General features: G+C 41.4%; 14 protein-coding genes. All 14 read left to right on the top strand.

The window, feature by feature from the left end; genetic code table 11:
- Window positions 1–7: 7 nt before the first annotated feature.
- The 14 genes from ACQY73_RS20630 (at window position 8) to ACQY73_RS20565 (ending at window position 18,724) form a co-directional block, all read left to right on the top strand.
- Window positions 8–2,461 carry an ABC transporter permease gene (locus ACQY73_RS20630; protein WP_428654421.1) on the top strand — a complete coding sequence of 818 codons (2,454 nt, stop codon included), beginning with the start codon at window positions 8–10 and terminating at the stop codon, window positions 2,459–2,461.
- 69 nt (window positions 2,462–2,530) lie between these two features.
- Complete coding sequence (locus ACQY73_RS20625; protein WP_428654419.1) at window positions 2,531–4,936, top strand: ABC transporter permease; 2,406 nt, start codon at window positions 2,531–2,533, stop codon at window positions 4,934–4,936.
- Between the two features lie 178 nt (window positions 4,937–5,114).
- Entirely contained in the window at window positions 5,115–7,523 is a 2,409-nt protein-coding gene (locus ACQY73_RS20620) for an ABC transporter permease (RefSeq protein WP_428654417.1), read from the top strand.
- A gap of 108 nt (window positions 7,524–7,631) precedes the next feature.
- Entirely contained in the window at window positions 7,632–8,027 is a 396-nt protein-coding gene (locus ACQY73_RS20615) for a hypothetical protein (RefSeq protein ID WP_428654415.1), read from the top strand.
- A complete protein-coding gene (locus ACQY73_RS20610; RefSeq protein ID WP_428654413.1) occupies window positions 8,024–9,796 on the top strand; it encodes a serine hydrolase in 1,773 nt (590 codons plus the stop codon). The genes ACQY73_RS20615 and ACQY73_RS20610 overlap by 4 nt, the downstream gene beginning before the upstream one ends.
- 73 nt (window positions 9,797–9,869) lie before the next feature.
- A complete protein-coding gene (locus ACQY73_RS20605) occupies window positions 9,870–10,970 on the top strand; it encodes a ligand-binding sensor domain-containing protein (protein ID WP_428654411.1) in 1,101 nt (366 codons plus the stop codon).
- A gap of 21 nt (window positions 10,971–10,991) precedes the next feature.
- The gene (locus ACQY73_RS20600) at window positions 10,992–11,459 is read left to right on the top strand and encodes a hypothetical protein (protein WP_428654409.1); all 468 of its coding nucleotides are present in this window, start codon (window positions 10,992–10,994) and stop codon (window positions 11,457–11,459) included.
- Window positions 11,460–11,515: 56 nt separating this feature from the next.
- Complete coding sequence (locus ACQY73_RS20595) at window positions 11,516–12,643, top strand: ligand-binding sensor domain-containing protein (protein ID WP_428654406.1); 1,128 nt, start codon at window positions 11,516–11,518, stop codon at window positions 12,641–12,643.
- 121 nt (window positions 12,644–12,764) lie between these two features.
- Complete coding sequence (locus tag ACQY73_RS20590) at window positions 12,765–13,364, top strand: hypothetical protein (RefSeq protein ID WP_428654404.1); 600 nt, start codon at window positions 12,765–12,767, stop codon at window positions 13,362–13,364.
- 8 nt (window positions 13,365–13,372) lie between these two features.
- A complete protein-coding gene (locus tag ACQY73_RS20585; protein WP_428654402.1) occupies window positions 13,373–14,416 on the top strand; it encodes a ligand-binding sensor domain-containing protein in 1,044 nt (347 codons plus the stop codon).
- Window positions 14,417–14,503: 87 nt separating this feature from the next.
- Window positions 14,504–15,607, top strand: coding sequence for a ligand-binding sensor domain-containing protein (locus tag ACQY73_RS20580; protein ID WP_428654400.1), 1,104 nt, complete (start codon window positions 14,504–14,506; stop codon window positions 15,605–15,607).
- A gap of 298 nt (window positions 15,608–15,905) precedes the next feature.
- Window positions 15,906–16,532 (top strand): FISUMP domain-containing protein, encoded by a 627-nt coding sequence (locus ACQY73_RS20575; RefSeq protein WP_428654398.1) that lies wholly within the window; start codon window positions 15,906–15,908, stop codon window positions 16,530–16,532.
- 154 nt (window positions 16,533–16,686) lie between these two features.
- Window positions 16,687–17,790: an exo-alpha-sialidase gene (locus ACQY73_RS20570; RefSeq protein ID WP_428654396.1), complete on the top strand. Its 1,104-nt coding sequence runs from the start codon at window positions 16,687–16,689 to the stop codon at window positions 17,788–17,790.
- Window positions 17,791–17,908: 118 nt separating this feature from the next.
- The gene (locus tag ACQY73_RS20565) at window positions 17,909–18,724 is read left to right on the top strand and encodes a formylglycine-generating enzyme family protein (protein WP_428654394.1); all 816 of its coding nucleotides are present in this window, start codon (window positions 17,909–17,911) and stop codon (window positions 18,722–18,724) included.
- The last annotated feature ends 79 nt before the right edge of the window (window positions 18,725–18,803 follow it).

Raw genomic sequence — 18,803 nt, 5'->3', positions numbered from 1 at the left:
AACGATCATGCTTCAAAACTTCATCAAACTCACGCTGCGTCAGCTTTGGCGGAATCGGCTTTTTACGGGACTCAATGTGTTAGGACTTTCGATTGGTTTAGGGGCCTGCTGGATCATTTTTCAGCTTGTCAGCTACGAATTCAGTTTTGACGCCCAACACCCTAAAGGGGAACGCATCTACAAAATTGTCTCTCTTTTTAACTTCGATGGCAAAGAATCAGGAAATGCCGGTGCACCCAAACCGTTGGCCGAAGGAATACGCAAACAGATCAGCGGCGTAGAAAGCGTGGTGGGAGTTCACAGAAAATGGATAACAAGCCTGCAAATACCGCAATCAACGGGCAAGCCTTTGGTGTTTCCGGACGTGGAAAATGTAATGGCTACGACCAATGCCTATTTCAAAATGGTTCCGTATCAGTGGCTGGCGGGTTCCGCAAACAGCCCTCTCAGTCATCCCAACCAAGTGGTTTTGACAAATTCGCGCGCTCAAAAATACTTTCCCAACCTCAAACCTGAACAGATCATTGGTAAAACCATGCTCTATTGGGATACACTGAGCGTAGAAGTGACGGGTATCGTTGCCAATTTGGATCGCCCAAGTTCATTTTCAGGCGAAGAATTTCTGTCACTTCCTACCATTCAGACCGGCCAAAGAGCCAAAGATTTTGTGGAAGCGTGGGGAAGCACCAACTCTGACGACCAAATTTATATGCTGGTCGATGAAAAAACCAACGTAACACAGTTGGCAAAAAACATTAATGATCTCTCCAATAAAAAAGCGGAAGCGGATTTCAAAAAATGGGGGAATTTCAAGCGTAGGCACGAACTGATTCCGTTGACCGAAGTGCATTTCAGAACGCAATACCGCGACAATAACCGTACCGTCGATAAAAATACGCTGTATGCGTTGATGGGATTAGCGCTGTTTTTGTTGGCATTAGCCATTATCAATTACATCAACCTGACAACGGCCCAAGTTCCCCAACGTGCCCGCGAGATTGGCATTCGCAAAACCTTGGGTAGTCCTCGGGGGCGTTTGGTGGGGCAGTTTTTGGGGGAGACTTTTTTAGTAACCCTTTTTGCCTGCGGGCTGGCTTATGTCTGGACCTTAGCTTTCCGCAGTGGCTTGGGCGATCTGCTTCCTTCGGATTTGAAATTATATCAAAATGTGGGTCAAACCATCGGCTTTATGCTGTTGTTGATTTTGGTGGTTTGTGTATTATCAGGCTGGTATCCGAGTCTATTGGTTACACGCTTTCAGCCTACGCAGGTTTTGCGCGGACAAATTGCATTTTCGGTTGGCAAAAACAAATTTACACTTCGCAAAAGCCTGATCGTCTTTCAGTTTGTTATTGCACAGGCGTTTATTATCGGTGCCATTATTCTGAATCAACAGATCCGTTACGCTCTCGAAAAAGACCTGGGTTTTAACAGAGAAGCCGTCCTGACCTTTCAGGCTCCATGGAAATTACTGAGTAAACCGGAGTATAAAGACAAGCATTTGACTTTGAAAGAAGAACTGAAGCGCATTCCTGAAATTGGCGCCGTCAGCTTGGGAAATCCACCTTTCAATCAATCCTTTTCCAGCAATACCCATAAATACAAAGACAAAAAAGGCGAAATTGAACGGCTTGTTTATCGCAAAAATATAGATACTGATTTAATTGAATTGTACGGAATGAAACTATTGGCCGGCCGTAATCTACAGCCAAGCGATACCGTGCGGGAATACTTAGTCAATGAAACTGCCGTACGGGAATTTGGTTTTAAAAATCCGCAGGAAGCTATTGGCAAATACATTGCTGAAAACGGCTCCAATCGAGCTATTCCGATTGTAGGAGTTGTTTCTGATTTTCATACGGCCACTTTTACTGAAAAGATACAACCTTTGGCCTTGATGACCTCCAAAGACGATACGGGACAGTTTAACATCAAAATGGCTTCAAAAAGCCCCGCAGATTGGCAAAAAGGAATCAAAAAAATGGAAGCTTTATGGAAAAAGACGTTTCCGGAAGCGCCTTTTGAATACAAATTTTACGACGATATGCTCAAGCAGTATTACGAATCTGAGCGTAATATGGCCAAAATCGTCAATCTGGCTACTGCGGTAGCGATATTGATAAGCTGCTTGGGATTGTTTGGATTGGCAACGCTTACTGCCTATCAGCGTACCAAAGAGATTGGCGTGCGCAAAGTGTTGGGAGCAAGCATTGCCGGCATTGTAGGCTTGATCTCCAAAGACTTTTTAATATTGGTTTTGGCCGCATTGGTGATTGCCGGTCCCATTGCTTGGTGGTTGATGAATGAATGGCTGTCTGACTTTGTGTATCGGATCAATATCTCTTGGTGGGTGTTTGCGCTTACGGCGCTTTTGAGTGTCTTGATCGCCTTCCTGACCGTCAGTTATCAATCCATCAAAGCAGCATTGATGAATCCTACAGAATCGTTGAAAACGGAATAAAAATTGGAGAACGAAGCAACGCAGAAAGTACGTGTTCCATTTTTCCTGTTCCAATAAAATCTTAACCTTATGCTGAGAAACTATTTTAAAATCGCGCTGCGGAACCTTTGGCACAACCGCATTTTTAGCTTTATTAACATTACAGGACTGGCTACCGGCTTGGCCGTCACCTTGTTGATTGCATTGTACGTAGCACATGAATACAGTTTTGACCGTTTTCATGAACACGCTGACCGCATTGTAAAAGTAGAACTCAAGCATCAGGAAGGTGATCAAATCTATACTATCCCATGGATGTCATATCGATTTGCCGAAGCTGTTCAGAAGGCTTCGCCTGAAGTGGAGAATTATGCTCGTATCAATATAAGTAACGATGCTACCAAGCAGATCATGTCGGATGTGCAGCATAAGAATTACGAATCGGGCTTTGGTTTTGCCGACAATCGTTTCTTTCAGGTGTTTTCGTTTCCGTTAATCAAAGGTGATCGTCGCACGGTACTTTCGCGCCCTGAAACAGTTGTATTGACCGAAAGCATGGCTAAAAAATATTTTGGCAATAGTGATCCCATTGGCAAGACCATTACCTACGACAAAAAACATCTTTTTGAAGTAGTAGGCATAGTGGCCGACCCGCCATTGAACTCCACCATTCGGTTCAATTTTTTAGCCAATTTCCAAACCCAACGAGCTCTGGACCGCGCCCTGTACCGTAATCATATGGATGAAAAGCAAGTCAATGAACTACTGGAATCGGTAGGAGCAGGCGGTGGCGTTGATACTTATTTTTTATTAAAAAATGCAGATGCTGCCGCTAATGTAGCACGCAAAATTCCATCGGTTTTGAGTGAAAAGGCAAAAAACAAATATGAGAAATTTTATCTGTACGCTTTGCCCAATTATCACTTTGATACTTCTTATAAAACCGTTCAAAAGACGGTCAATACATTTGGGATCATTGCGGTATTGATCTTGAGTTTAGCACTTATCAATTATGTAAGCCTTACTACTGCCCGCGCAACCATCCGCGCCAAAGAAGTTTCGGTTAGAAAAGTGGTAGGAGCAGCGCGCAAATCGCTCATTGTTCAGTTTTATCTGGAATCGACGCTATACGTTACCTTGGCTTTTGGGCTTGCTTTGGTCTTTTTCAGTTTATTAAAGCCCTTTTTTTACGATACGTTACAACTCAAGATCGACTCATCGTTTGTCTCCACTCCTTATTTCTGGTTGCCTGCCATTGGTTTTTATGTTGTTAGTATTTTATTGTCAGGCAGTTACCCCGCGCTTCTTCTTTCCAACTTCACGCCCATTGCCATTTTAAAAGGTAAATTGGGCATCGGCAAGGGCTCCGCAACGGTAAGACGATCCATGACGGTTTTTCAATTTACCATTTCGATTGCGCTTATTATCGGTTCTATTCTGATCAAAAAACAGTTAGATCTGTTTCTCAGACAAAACGTAGGGTTGGAAAGAGAACGGGTTGTCGGAATTCGTTTAGACCCTGAAACGGGGATCGACAAACACTATTCATCGCTCAGAAATAACCTCAGTCAAATCAGCGGCGTAGAGGCCGTAACAGCCTCTACTTTACCTATTTACGGCGGCTATATGAATGGTTGGAATCTCAAGACGCTCCATTCCGATAAAGTTGTGAGCGCCAATAGTTTTCCCGTCGATGAAGAATTCATTAAAACCATGCGTGTACAATGGGCTATTGCGCCCGCTCAAAAGGCTGATTTAAGTAGTGGGGGAAACATTATCATCAATGAAGCCGCCGCAAAAGAATTGGGAATAAATGCCAAAAACTATCAACAGCGTATTGATATCGGCAGCGGAACACCTAAAAATCTGGTGGGCGTGGTCAAAGATTTTCCGTTCACATCTCTCCACCGGCAGATTCGTCCAATGGCTTTCTTTATCGGCAAAAACGATTTATTTCACAACTACATTTATGTTAAATTGGAAAAAACGGCCAACGCTCAGGAAAAATTGGCGGTTATAAAGCACGTTTATGATAGCTATAAAGCAGATAGGCCTTTCGATTATTATTTTCTGGACGAAGCCTATCAAAAGCTTTACGAGTATGAAATCAGCACGGGTAAGATCATTTTCGCCTTTACGGGTTTTGCCATTTTGATCGCCTGTCTGGGCTTGTTTGGCTTGGCTACTTTTACCGCCGAGCAACGCACCAAAGAGATCGGCATTCGCAAAGTATTGGGCGCAAGCATCGTTAGCATTGTCAGGCTGCTTTCCGGCGAATTTCTGAAACTTGTCTTTATTGGAATTGTCATCGCCTCACCTATCGCCTATTATTTTATGGATAATTGGTTGCAGGGCTTCGCGCATCGGGTCGATATCACTTGGTGGTATTTTGCAATCGCCGCTTTGGCAGGAATAACCATTGCATTTTTGACGGTTAGTGCCCAATCCATCAAAGCAGCATTGATGAATCCCACAGAATCGTTGAAAACGGAGTAAAAAAACAACCCGTAGGGGCAGGCTTTACGTCTGCCCTTTTTATTACTCTATTTTGCGTAGAAGAGGGGCTGGCGCGAGGCCTGCCCCTACGGTCTCACATTCAAACAATTAAGCTTTTTTAACAAACCCCGCAACCATTTTGTACGTAGCTTGCAAGGCCATTTTAACGTACAGAACCATGCTTCAAAACTACTTCAAGATCGGTTGGCGCAACCTGCGTAAAAACAAAATATATACGCTCATCAACATTTTGGGTTTGGCCGTCGGCCTGACGTTTACGTTGTTGATCGGCAGTTATGTGTGGGAAGAGTGGCAGGTCAATGCTGATCTACGCAATATTGATAATCAATACATTATCCAAAGCAAGTGGAAACAGCCCAACATGGGCATGGATATCACCACCTTAGCGCCGATTGCCAAAACGCTGAAAGAGCAATACCCCAATTTGATAGCCAACTATTACCGCTTTGACGGTATCAAAACGGTCGTTTCCAAAGGAGATAAACATTTCAGAGAAGACATTCAGTTGGGTGATTCAACCTTGCTGACCATGTACGGACTGCCGCTACTGGCGGGAAATCCTAAAACGGCGTTGACCGGTCCTAATTCGATGGTCATTCCTGTTCAGTTAGCCCAAAAGTACTTTGGCCGAACCGATGTGCTGGGTGAGAGTCTGACCTTTGACTCGTTTTCCGGCAGTCGTAAAGAGTTCATGATTACGGGTGTACTGGACAAACTTCCTCAAAATTCGGTCATTGATCTAATCGAAGACGGCACGCCCATTTTGCTTTCTATGAGTAGCATGGCGTTTTTTGGTCGCGGTCAATTTGAGACTTGGAACAACGTATATATTGTCAACTATCTGGAATTAAAAGAAGGTGTAACTAAAGAAGATTTAAAGGGCCCCATTGCCAAAACGTTGGCTACGAATGCGCCCGAAATTATCCGAGACAATGTAACCATTTATCTAACACCACTCAGAGAATTCTACCGCCAATCCAACAATGGATTGATTCAAAAAACCATCTTGACGCTGAGTGTTGTTGCAGTTTTTATTTTGTTGATGGCGATTGTCAACTTTGTTAATATTTCGATTGGAAGTTCTACTTCGCGCCTCAAAGAAATCGGCGTGCGTAAGGTGTTGGGTAGTAAAAAAGCCCAAATTATCGGTCAGTTTTTGGCCGAATCTCTGCTCATTACTTTTTTCAGCCTCATTGTTTCGTTGATTTTTTACCAAGTTTTGCGGTCGTTTTTTGGAGAGATTTTGGGCAAAGAAATCAAGTCATTGTTTGCCTTTGGGCCGTCCTTTGCGTTGATTTTGGTGTTATTGGCATTTGTAATTGGCATTTTGGCGGGCGCTTATCCCGCGTTTGCCTTATCTGCTTTTCCTTCGATAGATTCAATGAAGGGGAAGTTGAAATCTGTAAAAGAAAATGTACTTTTTAGGCGATTGTTGATCGTGTCTCAGTTTGCCATTGCGCTGTTTGTGTTTGGCGGAGCAGTCGTTATTTCACAGCAGGTTAATTATTTTTTCAATAAAGACTTGGGCTACAACAAAGAATCCATGCTTTGGATACCGCTTCCGCGTGATTGGAGCGAAGCGGGAATCCAAAAGATGGAAACACTTCGCAACGAAATGGCGCGTTTACCCAAAGTGGCGGCCGGAAGTTTTGCGTTCGAAATTCCCAATGGAAGAACGGGCTTCAGCACCGGTCTTTTCAAAGCAGGCGGCGATTCCACCAGCGCCATCGCCATGAATGTTCTGCAAACCGACGAAAGATATGCCGAGACCTACCAAATTCCGATGGCAACGGGAGAATTCTTTTACGCAAAAAAAGGCACTTTTAATCCGGAACAAATCGTCGTTAATGAAGCTACTGCGAAAGCGCTCGGATTCAAAAATGCCGAAGCGGCTCTTGGTCAAAAAGTCAGACTGCAAGGAATTCCGCAAGTGTTTACCATTCATGGCATTACCAAAGATTTTCATTTTACGTCCATGCACCAAACCATACAGCCGCTGGCTTTTGTGCACCTCAGAAACACCAATGTCTATCGCTATTTAACCCTCCGACTTCAACCTACAAACTTGTCAGAATCTTTGACGATTCTTGAGAAAAGTTGGAATCGTCTGGCACCGGGAACTCCGTTTGAGTTTACGTTCTTGGAAGATACCTTACAGAAATTGTATCAGTCGGAAGTGCGGCTCAAAAAAGCGTCTCAGTTGGCTACCGTTTTGGCCATTGTTATTGTATTGTTGGGCGTTGTTGGCATGGTTTCACTGAGCGTTGGGCGTCGTACTAAAGAATTGGGCATTCGCAAGGTTTTGGGCGCTTCGGGTGTAAGTTTGGTGATGCTGTTTCTGAAAGAATTTTTGGCAGTAAGCGCCGTAGCTGCGCTTATTTCTTTTCCGTTAGTATTAATGGCCATGAATCAGTGGCTTCAAAACTATGCCTATCGTATCGAAATGAGTTGGCTTTCTTTTGTGGGCGTCGGAATCACTTTTGGAGTATTAATTATCCTTCTGGTTGGTTTTCAGACATTTAAAGCCACTCTAATGAACCCGACGCAGTCTCTGCGCTCCGAATAACAAACTTTTACATTTCGTTTACATTCTTTTACAGGCGTTTTTCTTTTTGTTCGGTTGTGTCTGATACTTTTGCTTCCATCGAAAGTAACAGGAAAACAACCGACAAAAATGAAAACAATTAAAGTACCGGCAGGAAGCCTACACACCGGAACAGCACAACTGTTTTCCCTGCTGTTATTATTCCTTTTCAGCACTTCCGGCAACGGACAATACAAAACTTCTCACCGGATTTCTGAGTCCGGAAACTCCTCTGTGGATTTACTGAAAATCACAAAGCGCGGTACAGGGCCGTTTAATTACGTTCATTGTGGATTGCAGGACAAAGCCGAAAATAGTTGGTTCGGCACTTACGGTAGAACCGACAATCCTTTTGAAGGGGATGGCGTATATCGTTACGATGGAAAAATCATCACTCATTCAACTACAAAAGAGGGACTTTGCAGTAACAGCATCCGAGGAATTACCAAAGACAAAACCGGAGAAATAAAGTATAAATCAAAATGAAAAAAGCATTTTTATCAATTACTCTTTGGCTAAGCATAGGTCATTTAATGGCGCAAACAACCTATTCAAAAGAAATCGAAGAACAAATAAAACAGGTTGAAAACAATTTAGCAGCTCGTGTAATAATTAACGGCAAAGCCGACAATATTTTGGAACGCATGGCTTATTTTAAGGTAAAAGGCTTAAGTATTGCGGTTATAGATAATTACAAAGTAGTTTGGGCAAAAGGCTACGGCTGGGCTGATGAAAAAGAAAAACGTCCTGTCACTACTGAAACTTTGTTTGAGCCCGGTTCCATTAGTAAATCGTTAAACGCAGTAGGTGTTTTAAAATTAGCTCAGGTTAAAAAACTGGATTTAAATACCGACATTAATACGTATCTAAAATCGTGGAAATTTCCTTATGACACGCTTTCAAAAGGCAAAAAAATTACATTAACGCATTTGCTGAGTCATTCCGCAGGAATTTCATTTAACGGTTCTTTGGGCTATACCCGAAAATCAAAAATCCCGACATTAGCGGAAATATTGGATGGTAAAGCACCCTCTAATTCACCGGGTGTACGTTCTGAATTTGAACCGGGCTTACAACATCAGTATTCTAATGGAGGCATAGTAATGACACAATTAATGATTACTGATATTACTAAACAGCCCTACGCTCAATTTATGTACGATAATGTGCTGAAGCCTTTAGGCATGACACAAAGTTTTTTTAACCAACCACCACCCAACAACAAATTAAAATGGATAGCCACGGGCTATACTGCCGATGGCATCGAATTAGCTACTAAATTTAATATTATACCTGAACAATCTGCCGGAGGTTTATGGACCACACCCACCGAGCTATGCAAGTATATTATTGAAACCCAGATGGCATACCAAGGAAAATCGTCAAAAGTATTATCACCCGAAATGACGAAGTTGCGCCTAACGCCAACCGTTGATGAAGTATCGGCTTTGGGTGTTTTTATTGATAAAAGGGGTGAAACAAAATACTTTACACATGATGCCCGAAATTATGGTTTTTGTGGCGTGTATTATGGTAGTATGGAGGGAGGCAAGGGTGTTGCAATATTTTTAAATTCAGACAATGTCAGCTTGTTACCGGAAATAGTAAACAGCGTGGCCACTGTTTATAAGTGGAAAGAATTTTACAATCCTGTTTTCAGAAAGGAAATTACCCTGTCAGAATCTATTTTGGAGAAATACAAGGGTGTTTATCTTTTTGATAACAAACTCGCTTCCGTATTTAAAAAAAAAGATGGTTATTATTATTGGACGGATGGTCTAAGCAGCAAAATGCATTTTTCAAGCGAGAAAGAATTTTTTAATCAAGAATTTCGTGCTGAAAAAACTTTTGTAAGTGATGCAGCAGGAAATATAACCGGTTTTATTCGTAAAGTAGATGGTAAAGAATATCCTTTTGCCATAAAAATCACAAATGCAGATACTTTAAAAGCGCCGGCTAATCAAATCAACAATTTGGCTTGGCATTTATTGGAAAATAAACAATACGAGGAGGCAATTAACTATTTAAAGCGGGGAATACTACTTGAACCAAATGACAAGTCGGCAGTGATCAATTTGGCACACTGTTATTTATTTAAAAATGAGTATGATAAAGCCATTAAATTATATACAGAGCACCTTAATAAAGATATGCTGAAACAGGATTTTGTGTTCTTTAAAAAGAATGGCTTCGACGCATCTTTAATGGATAAAGTATTTGCCGAATTAAAAATGGAAATACCGGATGGTTATTAGCAAGAAAATTCAACTCTGATAAATGACGATGTTTTACACTCCCAATTTAATTTATTCTTTGCTATTCGTTTTTATGTTTTTTACTTCCTGCAATGGGCAAAACAAACCTCAAACGCAGGAAATCGCAGGTACTCCAAAAACAATCACAAACGGACATCCAAAACTGATAAAGACCCAAGGCTCAACGCAATTTGATAATATTCGTTGTGGATTACAGGACAAAGCAGGAAATATGTGGTTCGGCACTACGAGAGAAGGTGTGTACCGCTATGATGGCAAATCATTTACCCAATTTACCAAGAAAGATGGGCTGAACAGCAATACTGTTTGGTCTATCTTAGAAGATAAAGCCGGCAATATTTGGCTCGGTACAGATGCTGGAATCTGTCGTTACGATCCCAAACAGGCAGTTGGAAAAACGATAATTAACGTTCCAATCATTACAAACTTTATGACCACCGTTAGCAATAACAATTATAACGATTACGGTTCCAAAAAAAATGCGGTATGGAGTATATTCCAAGATAAAACCGGAAAGATTTGGTTTGGTACGGGTGAGGGAGTGTATTGTTACAATGGAAAAACATTTACCCATTTTTTACAAAATGACGGAGTAATTAATAGAGAACATCTTCACCTTAAAATGGTAGATTGTATCTTAGACGATACCAATGGAAATATATGGTTTGCTTCCGGAATGCCGCCCGGAATGGAAGGCGTTTGCCGTTTCGATGGAAAAACGATAAGTCGTTTTAAACCGAATGGTGATGGTTGGATTCGGACAATTATAGAAGATAAGAAAGGGAATCTATGGTTTGGAGGAAGGCAAAATGGCAATTTCTGTTACGATGGAAAAACCTTTACCAATTTTACAGAGAAAGTCGGCATTGGGAATCCTATGTTATCAGATAAATCAGGAAATATTTGGTTCAACGGTGGAGAGAAAGATAATGGATTTAATGGTGACGGAGGTGTGTGGTGCTACGATGGTAAATCTTTTAAAAATTTTACTGTAAAAGATGGCTTGGGTGATTATTCCGTTTGGTGTATGATAGAAGACCGAGATGGAAACATTTGGGTCGGCACCAGAAATACCGGTTTATACCGATACGACCCCAAACAGCCTGTTGGAAAAGCTTTTACCGATTTTTCGGAGAATGCAAACAAGAAATAAACAACTAAAAAAATCACAACAATGAAAAGATCAATGATGCATCTGTTCGCCGCACTAAGTGTAGTGCTGGCATTTAGTACCACCAATACCTTTTCCAAAGGTGGGGAAAATTACTTTTATGGCAACCCGTTGGTTCTGAACGGCAAACCGTTGGATTATCAAACTTTTTGGAAAGGAAGTAAAGGCGTATTGGCACTGGTCAAAGGAAATCCAAGTTCGGCAGAATCGCCGCGAGTTCCTTTCAAAATTTATCTTAAACACGATGGCGAGGTAGTCAACAAGGGTTTATCTTCTGATTCAAGAGAATTGTACGAAGTAGAAATAGCTCACATTCTGGCATTAGCCCGTTTTGGCGACCAACTCATCATCGAACCCACTCGCGAAAGCGATGTGAAGGCCAAACGGGTCATTAATTTGACAAAAGTTGACTTAATGTACATGATTCTCAGCCCATTGTTGGCAAAACAAAAAAGCGGCGACGGTTGCTAAATCCTATTTTTTTCATTTTGTAAGAAATGAACAGCCATGAAATTTAATGTTAACAAATGAAAAAGCATTTCTTGCCAACCCATCTATATCCGCTGTTGCTGTTATTTGTTTCCATCACTTCCTGCAATCCACAAAGCAAACCTAAAAGCGAAGGCGTAACTGAACCGACAACCGTTCCAAAAGGAGTGACAGGCAGTACTATTTTCGAAGCGAATACAACCGCCGCAATTGACGGTAACATACGCAGTATTTTTCAGGATAAAAACGGAATTTATTGGTTTGGTACGAATGCCGCAGGTGTGTATCGTTATGACCCCAAACAACCCGTTGGAAAAAATTTGACTCAATTTACTGAGAAAGATGGGTTAGCCGATAATCAGATTCAATCCATTCAGGAAGATAAAGCGGGTAACATTTGGTTTGGCACCGGCAGATTCGGAGTCAGTCGCTATGACAGTAAAACCTTTACCACATTTACCAAGCAAGAAAGTTTGATAGTAAACAACGATTGGAAATTAGAGTCGGATGATTTATGGTTTTATGCAGGAGGGGGAGTTTATCGCTACAACGCCCATTCGCTTGCCTATTTACCATTTCCTAAACCGGATTTTGATGCCAAATATTCACCAAACCCACCTGAGCTTCTCAGCCGCTATGCCGTTTATTGTACGTTGAAAGACACAAAAGGCAATCTTTGGTTTGGCACACAGGCAAATGGCGTGTGCCGATATGATGGTAAAACCTTTACTTGGTTTACGGAAAAAGGCTTGGCCGGCCCCGCAGTTCTCGGGCTGTTTGAAGATAAAAATGGTAACATCTGGTTTGGCAACAATGGGTCAGGATTATTCCGATATGATGGAAAATCTCTAACCAATTTTACGGAAGAAAAAGGACTGAGCAACAGAGAATTCAGAGCATCGAATAAACCCGGTCCGGGCACCTTAGCCCGTATTTATTCAATCAACGAAGACAACAAGGGGAATCTTTGGATAGGAACTGTTGACGCAGGGGTTTGGCGATACGATGGTAACAGCTTAACGAATTATACCACAAAAGAGGGACTTACAAGTAATGCTGTAAATACCATTTATAAAGACAGAAAAGGGGAGCTTTGGTTTGGAACAGACGCAGCAGGTATGTGCAAATTCAATGGAGTCTCCTTCACTAAGTTTGTTGTCAGATAACATTCCAAATTGGTCGCGGCTTTTATTACTGTGTTAGCGGTCATTGTAGGACGTCACTTAGACATCGAACATACATTAGAAATGAAACAAATTAAACTGACGACTTTAACATTCAAAAAATATGAAAAAAGTTATTTATGCGCTGATCTTATCGCTGGTTGTGGTAAGCGGACCGGTATTTGCTAATCGCGAAATCAAAAATGAAACTTCTAAAAAATCAACCTCAAAGCCGTCGGGCGGCGTTCCGTCGGGCGGCGTTCCGTCGGGCGGCGTTCCGTCGGGCGGCGTTCCGCTCTCTGCTGCTGAAAGGAACGCCGCATTGAAAAAATGGGAGGCTACTCCTGATGGTATAATGTTCAAAAAATGGGAAGCGTCTCCTGCAGGCAAAAAAGTGTATGCCGGTGAAGCTAAAATAAGGAAGCATCTAAGTGATTTTACCAATATGGAGGCTGTTGTCACCTCTCTTTCTCTTCCGCCGGGCTCAAAATTAGGTTTCGGAGTGATGGTCAGGATTAATGATGACGATTATATTGTAAAATTTGAGCCGGAAACGTCTCAACTTGAGCAATTGCACAGCCTGAAAGTTAACGACAACATAATTATAAAAAGCCATAGCGTATCGCACGCGCCCAAGTATGCCTATCCAATAGTATCGGGCGAATATGTAGAGCGAGATGGTAAGGTAATTTTTAAACGTGTACCTCGCAAAGGCGGCTGCTGAATAAATAAATGATGAAATACGCACACGTATATGCTTTGTTCCTGATGGTTGTTTTTTGCAGTTTTTGTAACGCACAAAATAAAACTGAACTATCAACAGGCACTACCAAGCCGGAAACCAGAGATGTAATAATCTCTAATGCTCCCGGCAATATCGTTCGCAAAATCATACAAGATAGAAAGGGCAATATTTGGATGGCTTCATGGGAGGGTATTATTCGATACGATGGTAAATCTTTTACCAATATAACAAATAAAGTGACTTCGGCCCGCTTCTTTTCTGTCTTAGAAGATAGAAAAGGAAATTTTTGGTTCGGTACTATAGGTTCAGGGGTGTATTACTACGATGGAAATTCGTTTCAAAATTTCACAACTGAGAAGGGACTTCTTAATAATGAAGTTACAAGTATTTATGAAGATAAAAAAGGCAACATCTGGTTCGGTGTTTCCGGAGGAGCAAGCCGTTACGATGGGAAATCCTTTCGAAATTATATCATAGATGGGAATGCCATAAATGAAGATTGGATAGGGAAAACTTTTCCCAATAGACAACCTAATGGCGTTAATACTATCATTGAAGACAAAACCGGAAAATTATGGATTGGCACAAGGGGAGATGCCTTCACATTTGATGGAAAAACATTTACCATTTTCAGAAATAATGAAGGCAAGGCTTTTAAGAATGTTTGGTCAATATTCGAAGATAAAAAAGGCAATATATGGCTTGGAGCAGATGACGGTCTGTGGCGTTATGAAGGCAGTACATTTACTAAGTTATCGGAGAAAGGTGCTTTATCAATACTTGAAGATAAAAAAGGAAACATCTGGACTAGTTCTGTTGTGGGTAGAAGTTGTGAACTTTTACGTTATGATGGAAAGTCCTTGTCTAATAAAACCCCCACTGTAACTATCGTGTCAGATGGAGAATATAACCTTTATTTTGGAATTTTAGAAGATTTTGATGGAAGTATTTGGGTTGGCACCGGAAGCGGAGTGTACCGTTATGATGGAAAGGCCTTCACATACTTTAAAAGTAAAGAGGGGCAGAAATAATGTGTGCTGCTGAGTTTAAAATCATTTGTCAATTAGTATTAATCAATATAATCTCTGTTGTGCGTCATACTAAAAGATACCCTTACAATGAAAGTGAAATTAGCTAATCAAACCATTTTTATCCTTTGTTGGACATTTTTGATAGCTGTAACAATTGCTTGCAATAGTCAAAATCAATCGACTAAGGAAAATAAGACAGTTCATTCTAAAATTGACAGCACACGGTTGAAATACACCAAAGGAGTTCGTTCAATTTTAGAGGATAGCAAAGGAAATAGTTGGTTTGGCAGTCATAACGAAGGTGTGTGTTTGCTTCATAATGGGGAGCTCCACTATTTCACAACAGAAAACGGATTAAGTAACAACCAGGTGAGGAGCATTTATGAAGATAAAAATGGCATAATCTGGTTTGAATGTGGGATTGGATTAAGTAGATACGATGGTAAAGAAATGACTGTTTACAATGAAAGAAATTATGATTCAAAAAACAAGTGGAAGTTACCTGACAGTGCCCTTTGGTTTAAAGGTGATGAAACTGCCGGTTACAATAAACTTGAAGGTGGTCCGGGTGTGTATCAATATGACGGAAAAAACCTCTATTACCGCAGCTTCCCAATAAAATCAAAAGTAGGGCAGGAAAATGCCTATTCAATTTCAACACCTTTTGTAAAAAGTAAAAATGGATCTGTTTGGTTTGGTACTTATAATGCATTGATTGGGTATGATGGTAAGCAATTTAAAGTGTTCAATGATGACTCATTAGGATTAAATGGCACAACCGAATCTTTGCATATTCGATCCATAATGGAAGACAGCAAAGGTAATCTATGGATAGGAAATAATTCCGGAGGCAGTCCAATTGGGGGTATCGGTGTATTGAAATATGATGGAAAAGAATTCATCCGGTTTACAAAACAACATCAATTAAGAAAAGAAGACACTAAAGGTAATTCCCTGGACAGAGTTTTTTCAATAGGTGAGGACAGTTTGGGTAATATTTGGTTTGGAACCGTAGAATCAGGTGTGTGGCGGTATGACGGTCATACTATTAAAAACTTTACCAAAAAAGATGGTCTTGATGGTGATTTTGTTTGGATTATTTACAAAAGCAAAACAGGTGAATTGTGGTTTGGCGGAGGTCCCAATGGTGTGTATCGTTTCACCGGCAACTCTTTTGAACGAAAATATTAACTAAAAACCACAGACTTTAAAAGTAAAGAGGAGCAGAAATAATGTGTTTTGCTGATTTTAAAATCATTTGGCAATTATTCAGTGCCGTTTAACTAAGAATATTTTTTGGGGAACAGCGCCGGAATTCTATTTAGCATCGTTGTGTCACTCACTTGTACTTGCAGATGTTCTATTCTGCTTTTCTCACCGCATGCTTAAGTAACCAACATTGAATTATTATTAATCAATATTATTTCTGTAGTATGAACAACAAGCTATCAATCACTTACTTGATTTTAATTATTGCTCCTTACCAAATATGATAAAACAGCACATCCTTACTCTACTTGTTACCTTGTTTTTTACTCAGGCAGGAATTACCCAATCCACCGGCACCTTTACCGACTCACGCGATGGGCAAACGTATAAAACGTTCAGCTTTAAAAATGCTTTGACTGACACCACGGTTACCTGGATGGCCCAAAACCTGAACTATAAAGTGCAGGGGAGCTACGCTTATGATGACAAAGAGAGCAATCGAAAAGAGCTCGGCTTGCTTTACACCTGGGAAGCAGCGAAAAAAGCCTGCCCCAGCGGTTGGCATTTAGCAACGGATAGCGAATGGTCTATGCTGGTGACTAAATTTGGCGGAACCGACAAAGCCGGCGAAGCCCTGAAAAGCGTCAGTGGCTGGGCGGAAGACGGCAACGGCACTAACAGCAGCGGGTTTAACGGGCTTCCGGCAGGTATTCGCAGAAATAATGGTTATGACGTCCTGAGTGTTATGGGTTTCTGGTGGACATCCACACCCTCGGGTGAGGAGGGTAAAGTCTGGGGATGGAACTTCAGTTATGGTGGCCCCGGGGAAAAACCACTTAAAACAAAAGCGTTCCGTTTCGATAGCTCTGTTTCTCAAGCAAAATCTGTTCGTTGCGTCCGGGATTGATTTATTTAGTGAATGCAGCGAATCATATCCGGAGTATAACGTAAAAACGTTCGAGGATTTTAAAAGTGCAGCCGGTCAGAAATAATGTGTGTTGCCATACCTGCTACTTTCCGCTACTAACTAATTACTAAGGTTTTACTTTAAATTAAAAAAAATGAAAAAATTAGTTGTATTTGTTCCGGCTACCCTCCTGGTATTATTTCTACTAAATTCTTTTGTGCTAAAAGAAAAGGAAGCAAAAAAGAAACCAATAAAAGAGGGCAAATCAGGGGAGATTGCCAACATCATTTTTAAATCTATTGATGGCGGACAAACCTGGCAGGACATTAGCAAAGGGCTGCCTGAAAAATTGCAGAGAGAAGGTGTGTCGAGAGATGGTTTCTTTGCAAATGACCATGGGTTCTATTTACGTGCCGGAAATGGAGTTTATCACAATGAACCAAATTCCACAACTTCTTTTTGGACAAAGGAGATCGTTCCCGGGAATCAACGTAACATTGCCCCCGGCAAGAATGGGATATTCGCCTATGATTTCAGGGGCCAATTTTTACAAAAAATAAACGGAACGAGTGATTGGTCGCCCATGTACACGACTTTTCAGGAGCAAGCCATACGCATAGACACAACGACAGATTGGATGACCAGGAATTATAATGAGAAAATAGTACACAACGTTTTTGAAACAGCCGGAGGCACAGTTTTCATTGGTTCCAACAACGTTCTTTTCAGATCCACTAACAGTGGAAAAACCTGGAAACCGGCCCAAGTTGGAGACGCCAGAATGAAATTGATAGAGTCAAACGGTGTACTTCTGTCTACCAGCAAAGAGGGAATAGTAAGATCGACCGATGATGGTCAAACTTGGAATCGCGTGCTCAGTGAAGGAGGGCTTGGCGTCGCTGTGGAACGTATTGATGGAGGATTTGCTGCTATAGTAAACAACATAATAACCCAAACAAACACCCTACATATTTCAATGGATAGTGGAAAAACCTGGAATACCATAGGTGAAGACCTTCAGCCTTCCCGGAGTAGTTTATTAATGAAAAAAGTAGGCTTACTTAAATCCTCATCGGAGATATTATCCATCAAACAAATGGGTAACTATCTACTATGTGGCCGCTCAGATGGTATATTCCGGTCATCTGATAGGGGCAAAACATGGCAACAATTAGTACTTCCTGCTACAGAGAATTTTGGCTTCAATGTATCTGTTTCGGGCAACGTGATCTATGTAATACCAAATAAAGGATGTTGAAAAACTCTTACGCCTCGGTTCGTGAAGACACGAACCAAGGCGAAGTTTTTATTCACAATCCAACTTCCTCAAGCTGAAAAATAGCAAAGTAGATTTGCTGCATCAATTCAGATAGGCTATGAAAAATAAAAGAAATATCTATGAACCGGAGGTTCCGGAAACGCCGCCAAAAAATCCGGTGCTGAAATACATTTTAACAGCAGTTCTGCTTATAACGACTGCAGGTATCCAAGGCAACTCGAAGATAACAGAAAACGCAACCGCGGTTGGAAATATCAATGAGCCGGATATGGTAACGGTACAGGGAGGCAGGTTTGCTATGGGTGGCAATGAAAATGATAATGAAAAGCCAATACATAATGTTACGTTAAGCAGTTTTAAAATAGCTAAGTATGAAACTACGCTGGCACAATGGCAAAACGTTATGGGCAGCAATCCTTCCGGTCGTAAAGACTGTATGGATTGCCCGGTAACAGCGGTAGGCTGGGATGATATACAGACATTTATAAAAAAGCTGAATACCCTATCCGGTAAGAACTATCGCCTGCCTACAGAAGCAGAATGGGAGTATGCTGCAAGAGGCGGTACAAAGAGCAGGAAATTTGAATATGCGGGTAGTAATGATGTCAATGCGGTAGCCTGGACTTATGCCAACAGCGGATCAAATACTCATCCTGTTGGACAAAAAGAGGCCAATGAATTGGGATTATATGATATGTCGGGCAATGTATTTGAATGGTGCAACGATTGGTATGATGAAAACTATTATGATAAAAGTCCGAGAAATGATCCGAAGGGTCCTGCAACAGGGCCGCATCGTGTTTTCCGCGGTGGTAACCGGAACAGCACACCCGATAGAAGCCGCGTAGCCTATCGCAACCCCTTCCAGTTAGGCTACGGCGGAATGGGGTTCCGGCTTGCTTCTTCCCTTTAGTATACCGAATACCTTTGAGCTAAAATAAAAAAAGAGTTTTGCTTAAATAGGCCGGGAGGTCTCAGGCACAGTCTCTTAT

Origin of the sequence: Runella sp. (assembly GCF_965279615.1) — a bacterium.
Lineage (GTDB): Bacteria > Bacteroidota > Bacteroidia > Cytophagales > Spirosomataceae > Runella.
This window is presented reverse-complemented; position numbering and strand designations above follow the sequence as displayed.

Excerpts from the sequence above, each read along its gene's own strand:
- ACQY73_RS20630 (WP_428654421.1), top strand. The coding sequence starts at position 8 with ATGCTTCAAAACTTCATCAAACTCACGCTGCGTCAGCTTTGGCGGAAT.
- ACQY73_RS20625 (WP_428654419.1), top strand. The coding sequence starts at position 2,531 with ATGCTGAGAAACTATTTTAAAATCGCGCTGCGGAACCTTTGGCACAAC.
- ACQY73_RS20620 (WP_428654417.1), top strand. The coding sequence starts at position 5,115 with ATGCTTCAAAACTACTTCAAGATCGGTTGGCGCAACCTGCGTAAAAAC.
- ACQY73_RS20615 (WP_428654415.1), top strand. The coding sequence starts at position 7,632 with ATGAAAACAATTAAAGTACCGGCAGGAAGCCTACACACCGGAACAGCA.
- ACQY73_RS20610 (WP_428654413.1), top strand. The coding sequence starts at position 8,024 with ATGAAAAAAGCATTTTTATCAATTACTCTTTGGCTAAGCATAGGTCAT.
- ACQY73_RS20605 (WP_428654411.1), top strand. The coding sequence starts at position 9,870 with ATGTTTTTTACTTCCTGCAATGGGCAAAACAAACCTCAAACGCAGGAA.
- ACQY73_RS20600 (WP_428654409.1), top strand. The coding sequence starts at position 10,992 with ATGAAAAGATCAATGATGCATCTGTTCGCCGCACTAAGTGTAGTGCTG.
- ACQY73_RS20595 (WP_428654406.1), top strand. The coding sequence starts at position 11,516 with ATGAAAAAGCATTTCTTGCCAACCCATCTATATCCGCTGTTGCTGTTA.
- ACQY73_RS20590 (WP_428654404.1), top strand. The coding sequence starts at position 12,765 with ATGAAAAAAGTTATTTATGCGCTGATCTTATCGCTGGTTGTGGTAAGC.
- ACQY73_RS20585 (WP_428654402.1), top strand. The coding sequence starts at position 13,373 with ATGATGAAATACGCACACGTATATGCTTTGTTCCTGATGGTTGTTTTT.
- ACQY73_RS20580 (WP_428654400.1), top strand. The coding sequence starts at position 14,504 with ATGAAAGTGAAATTAGCTAATCAAACCATTTTTATCCTTTGTTGGACA.
- ACQY73_RS20575 (WP_428654398.1), top strand. The coding sequence starts at position 15,906 with ATGATAAAACAGCACATCCTTACTCTACTTGTTACCTTGTTTTTTACT.
- ACQY73_RS20570 (WP_428654396.1), top strand. The coding sequence starts at position 16,687 with ATGAAAAAATTAGTTGTATTTGTTCCGGCTACCCTCCTGGTATTATTT.
- ACQY73_RS20565 (WP_428654394.1), top strand. The coding sequence starts at position 17,909 with ATGAAAAATAAAAGAAATATCTATGAACCGGAGGTTCCGGAAACGCCG.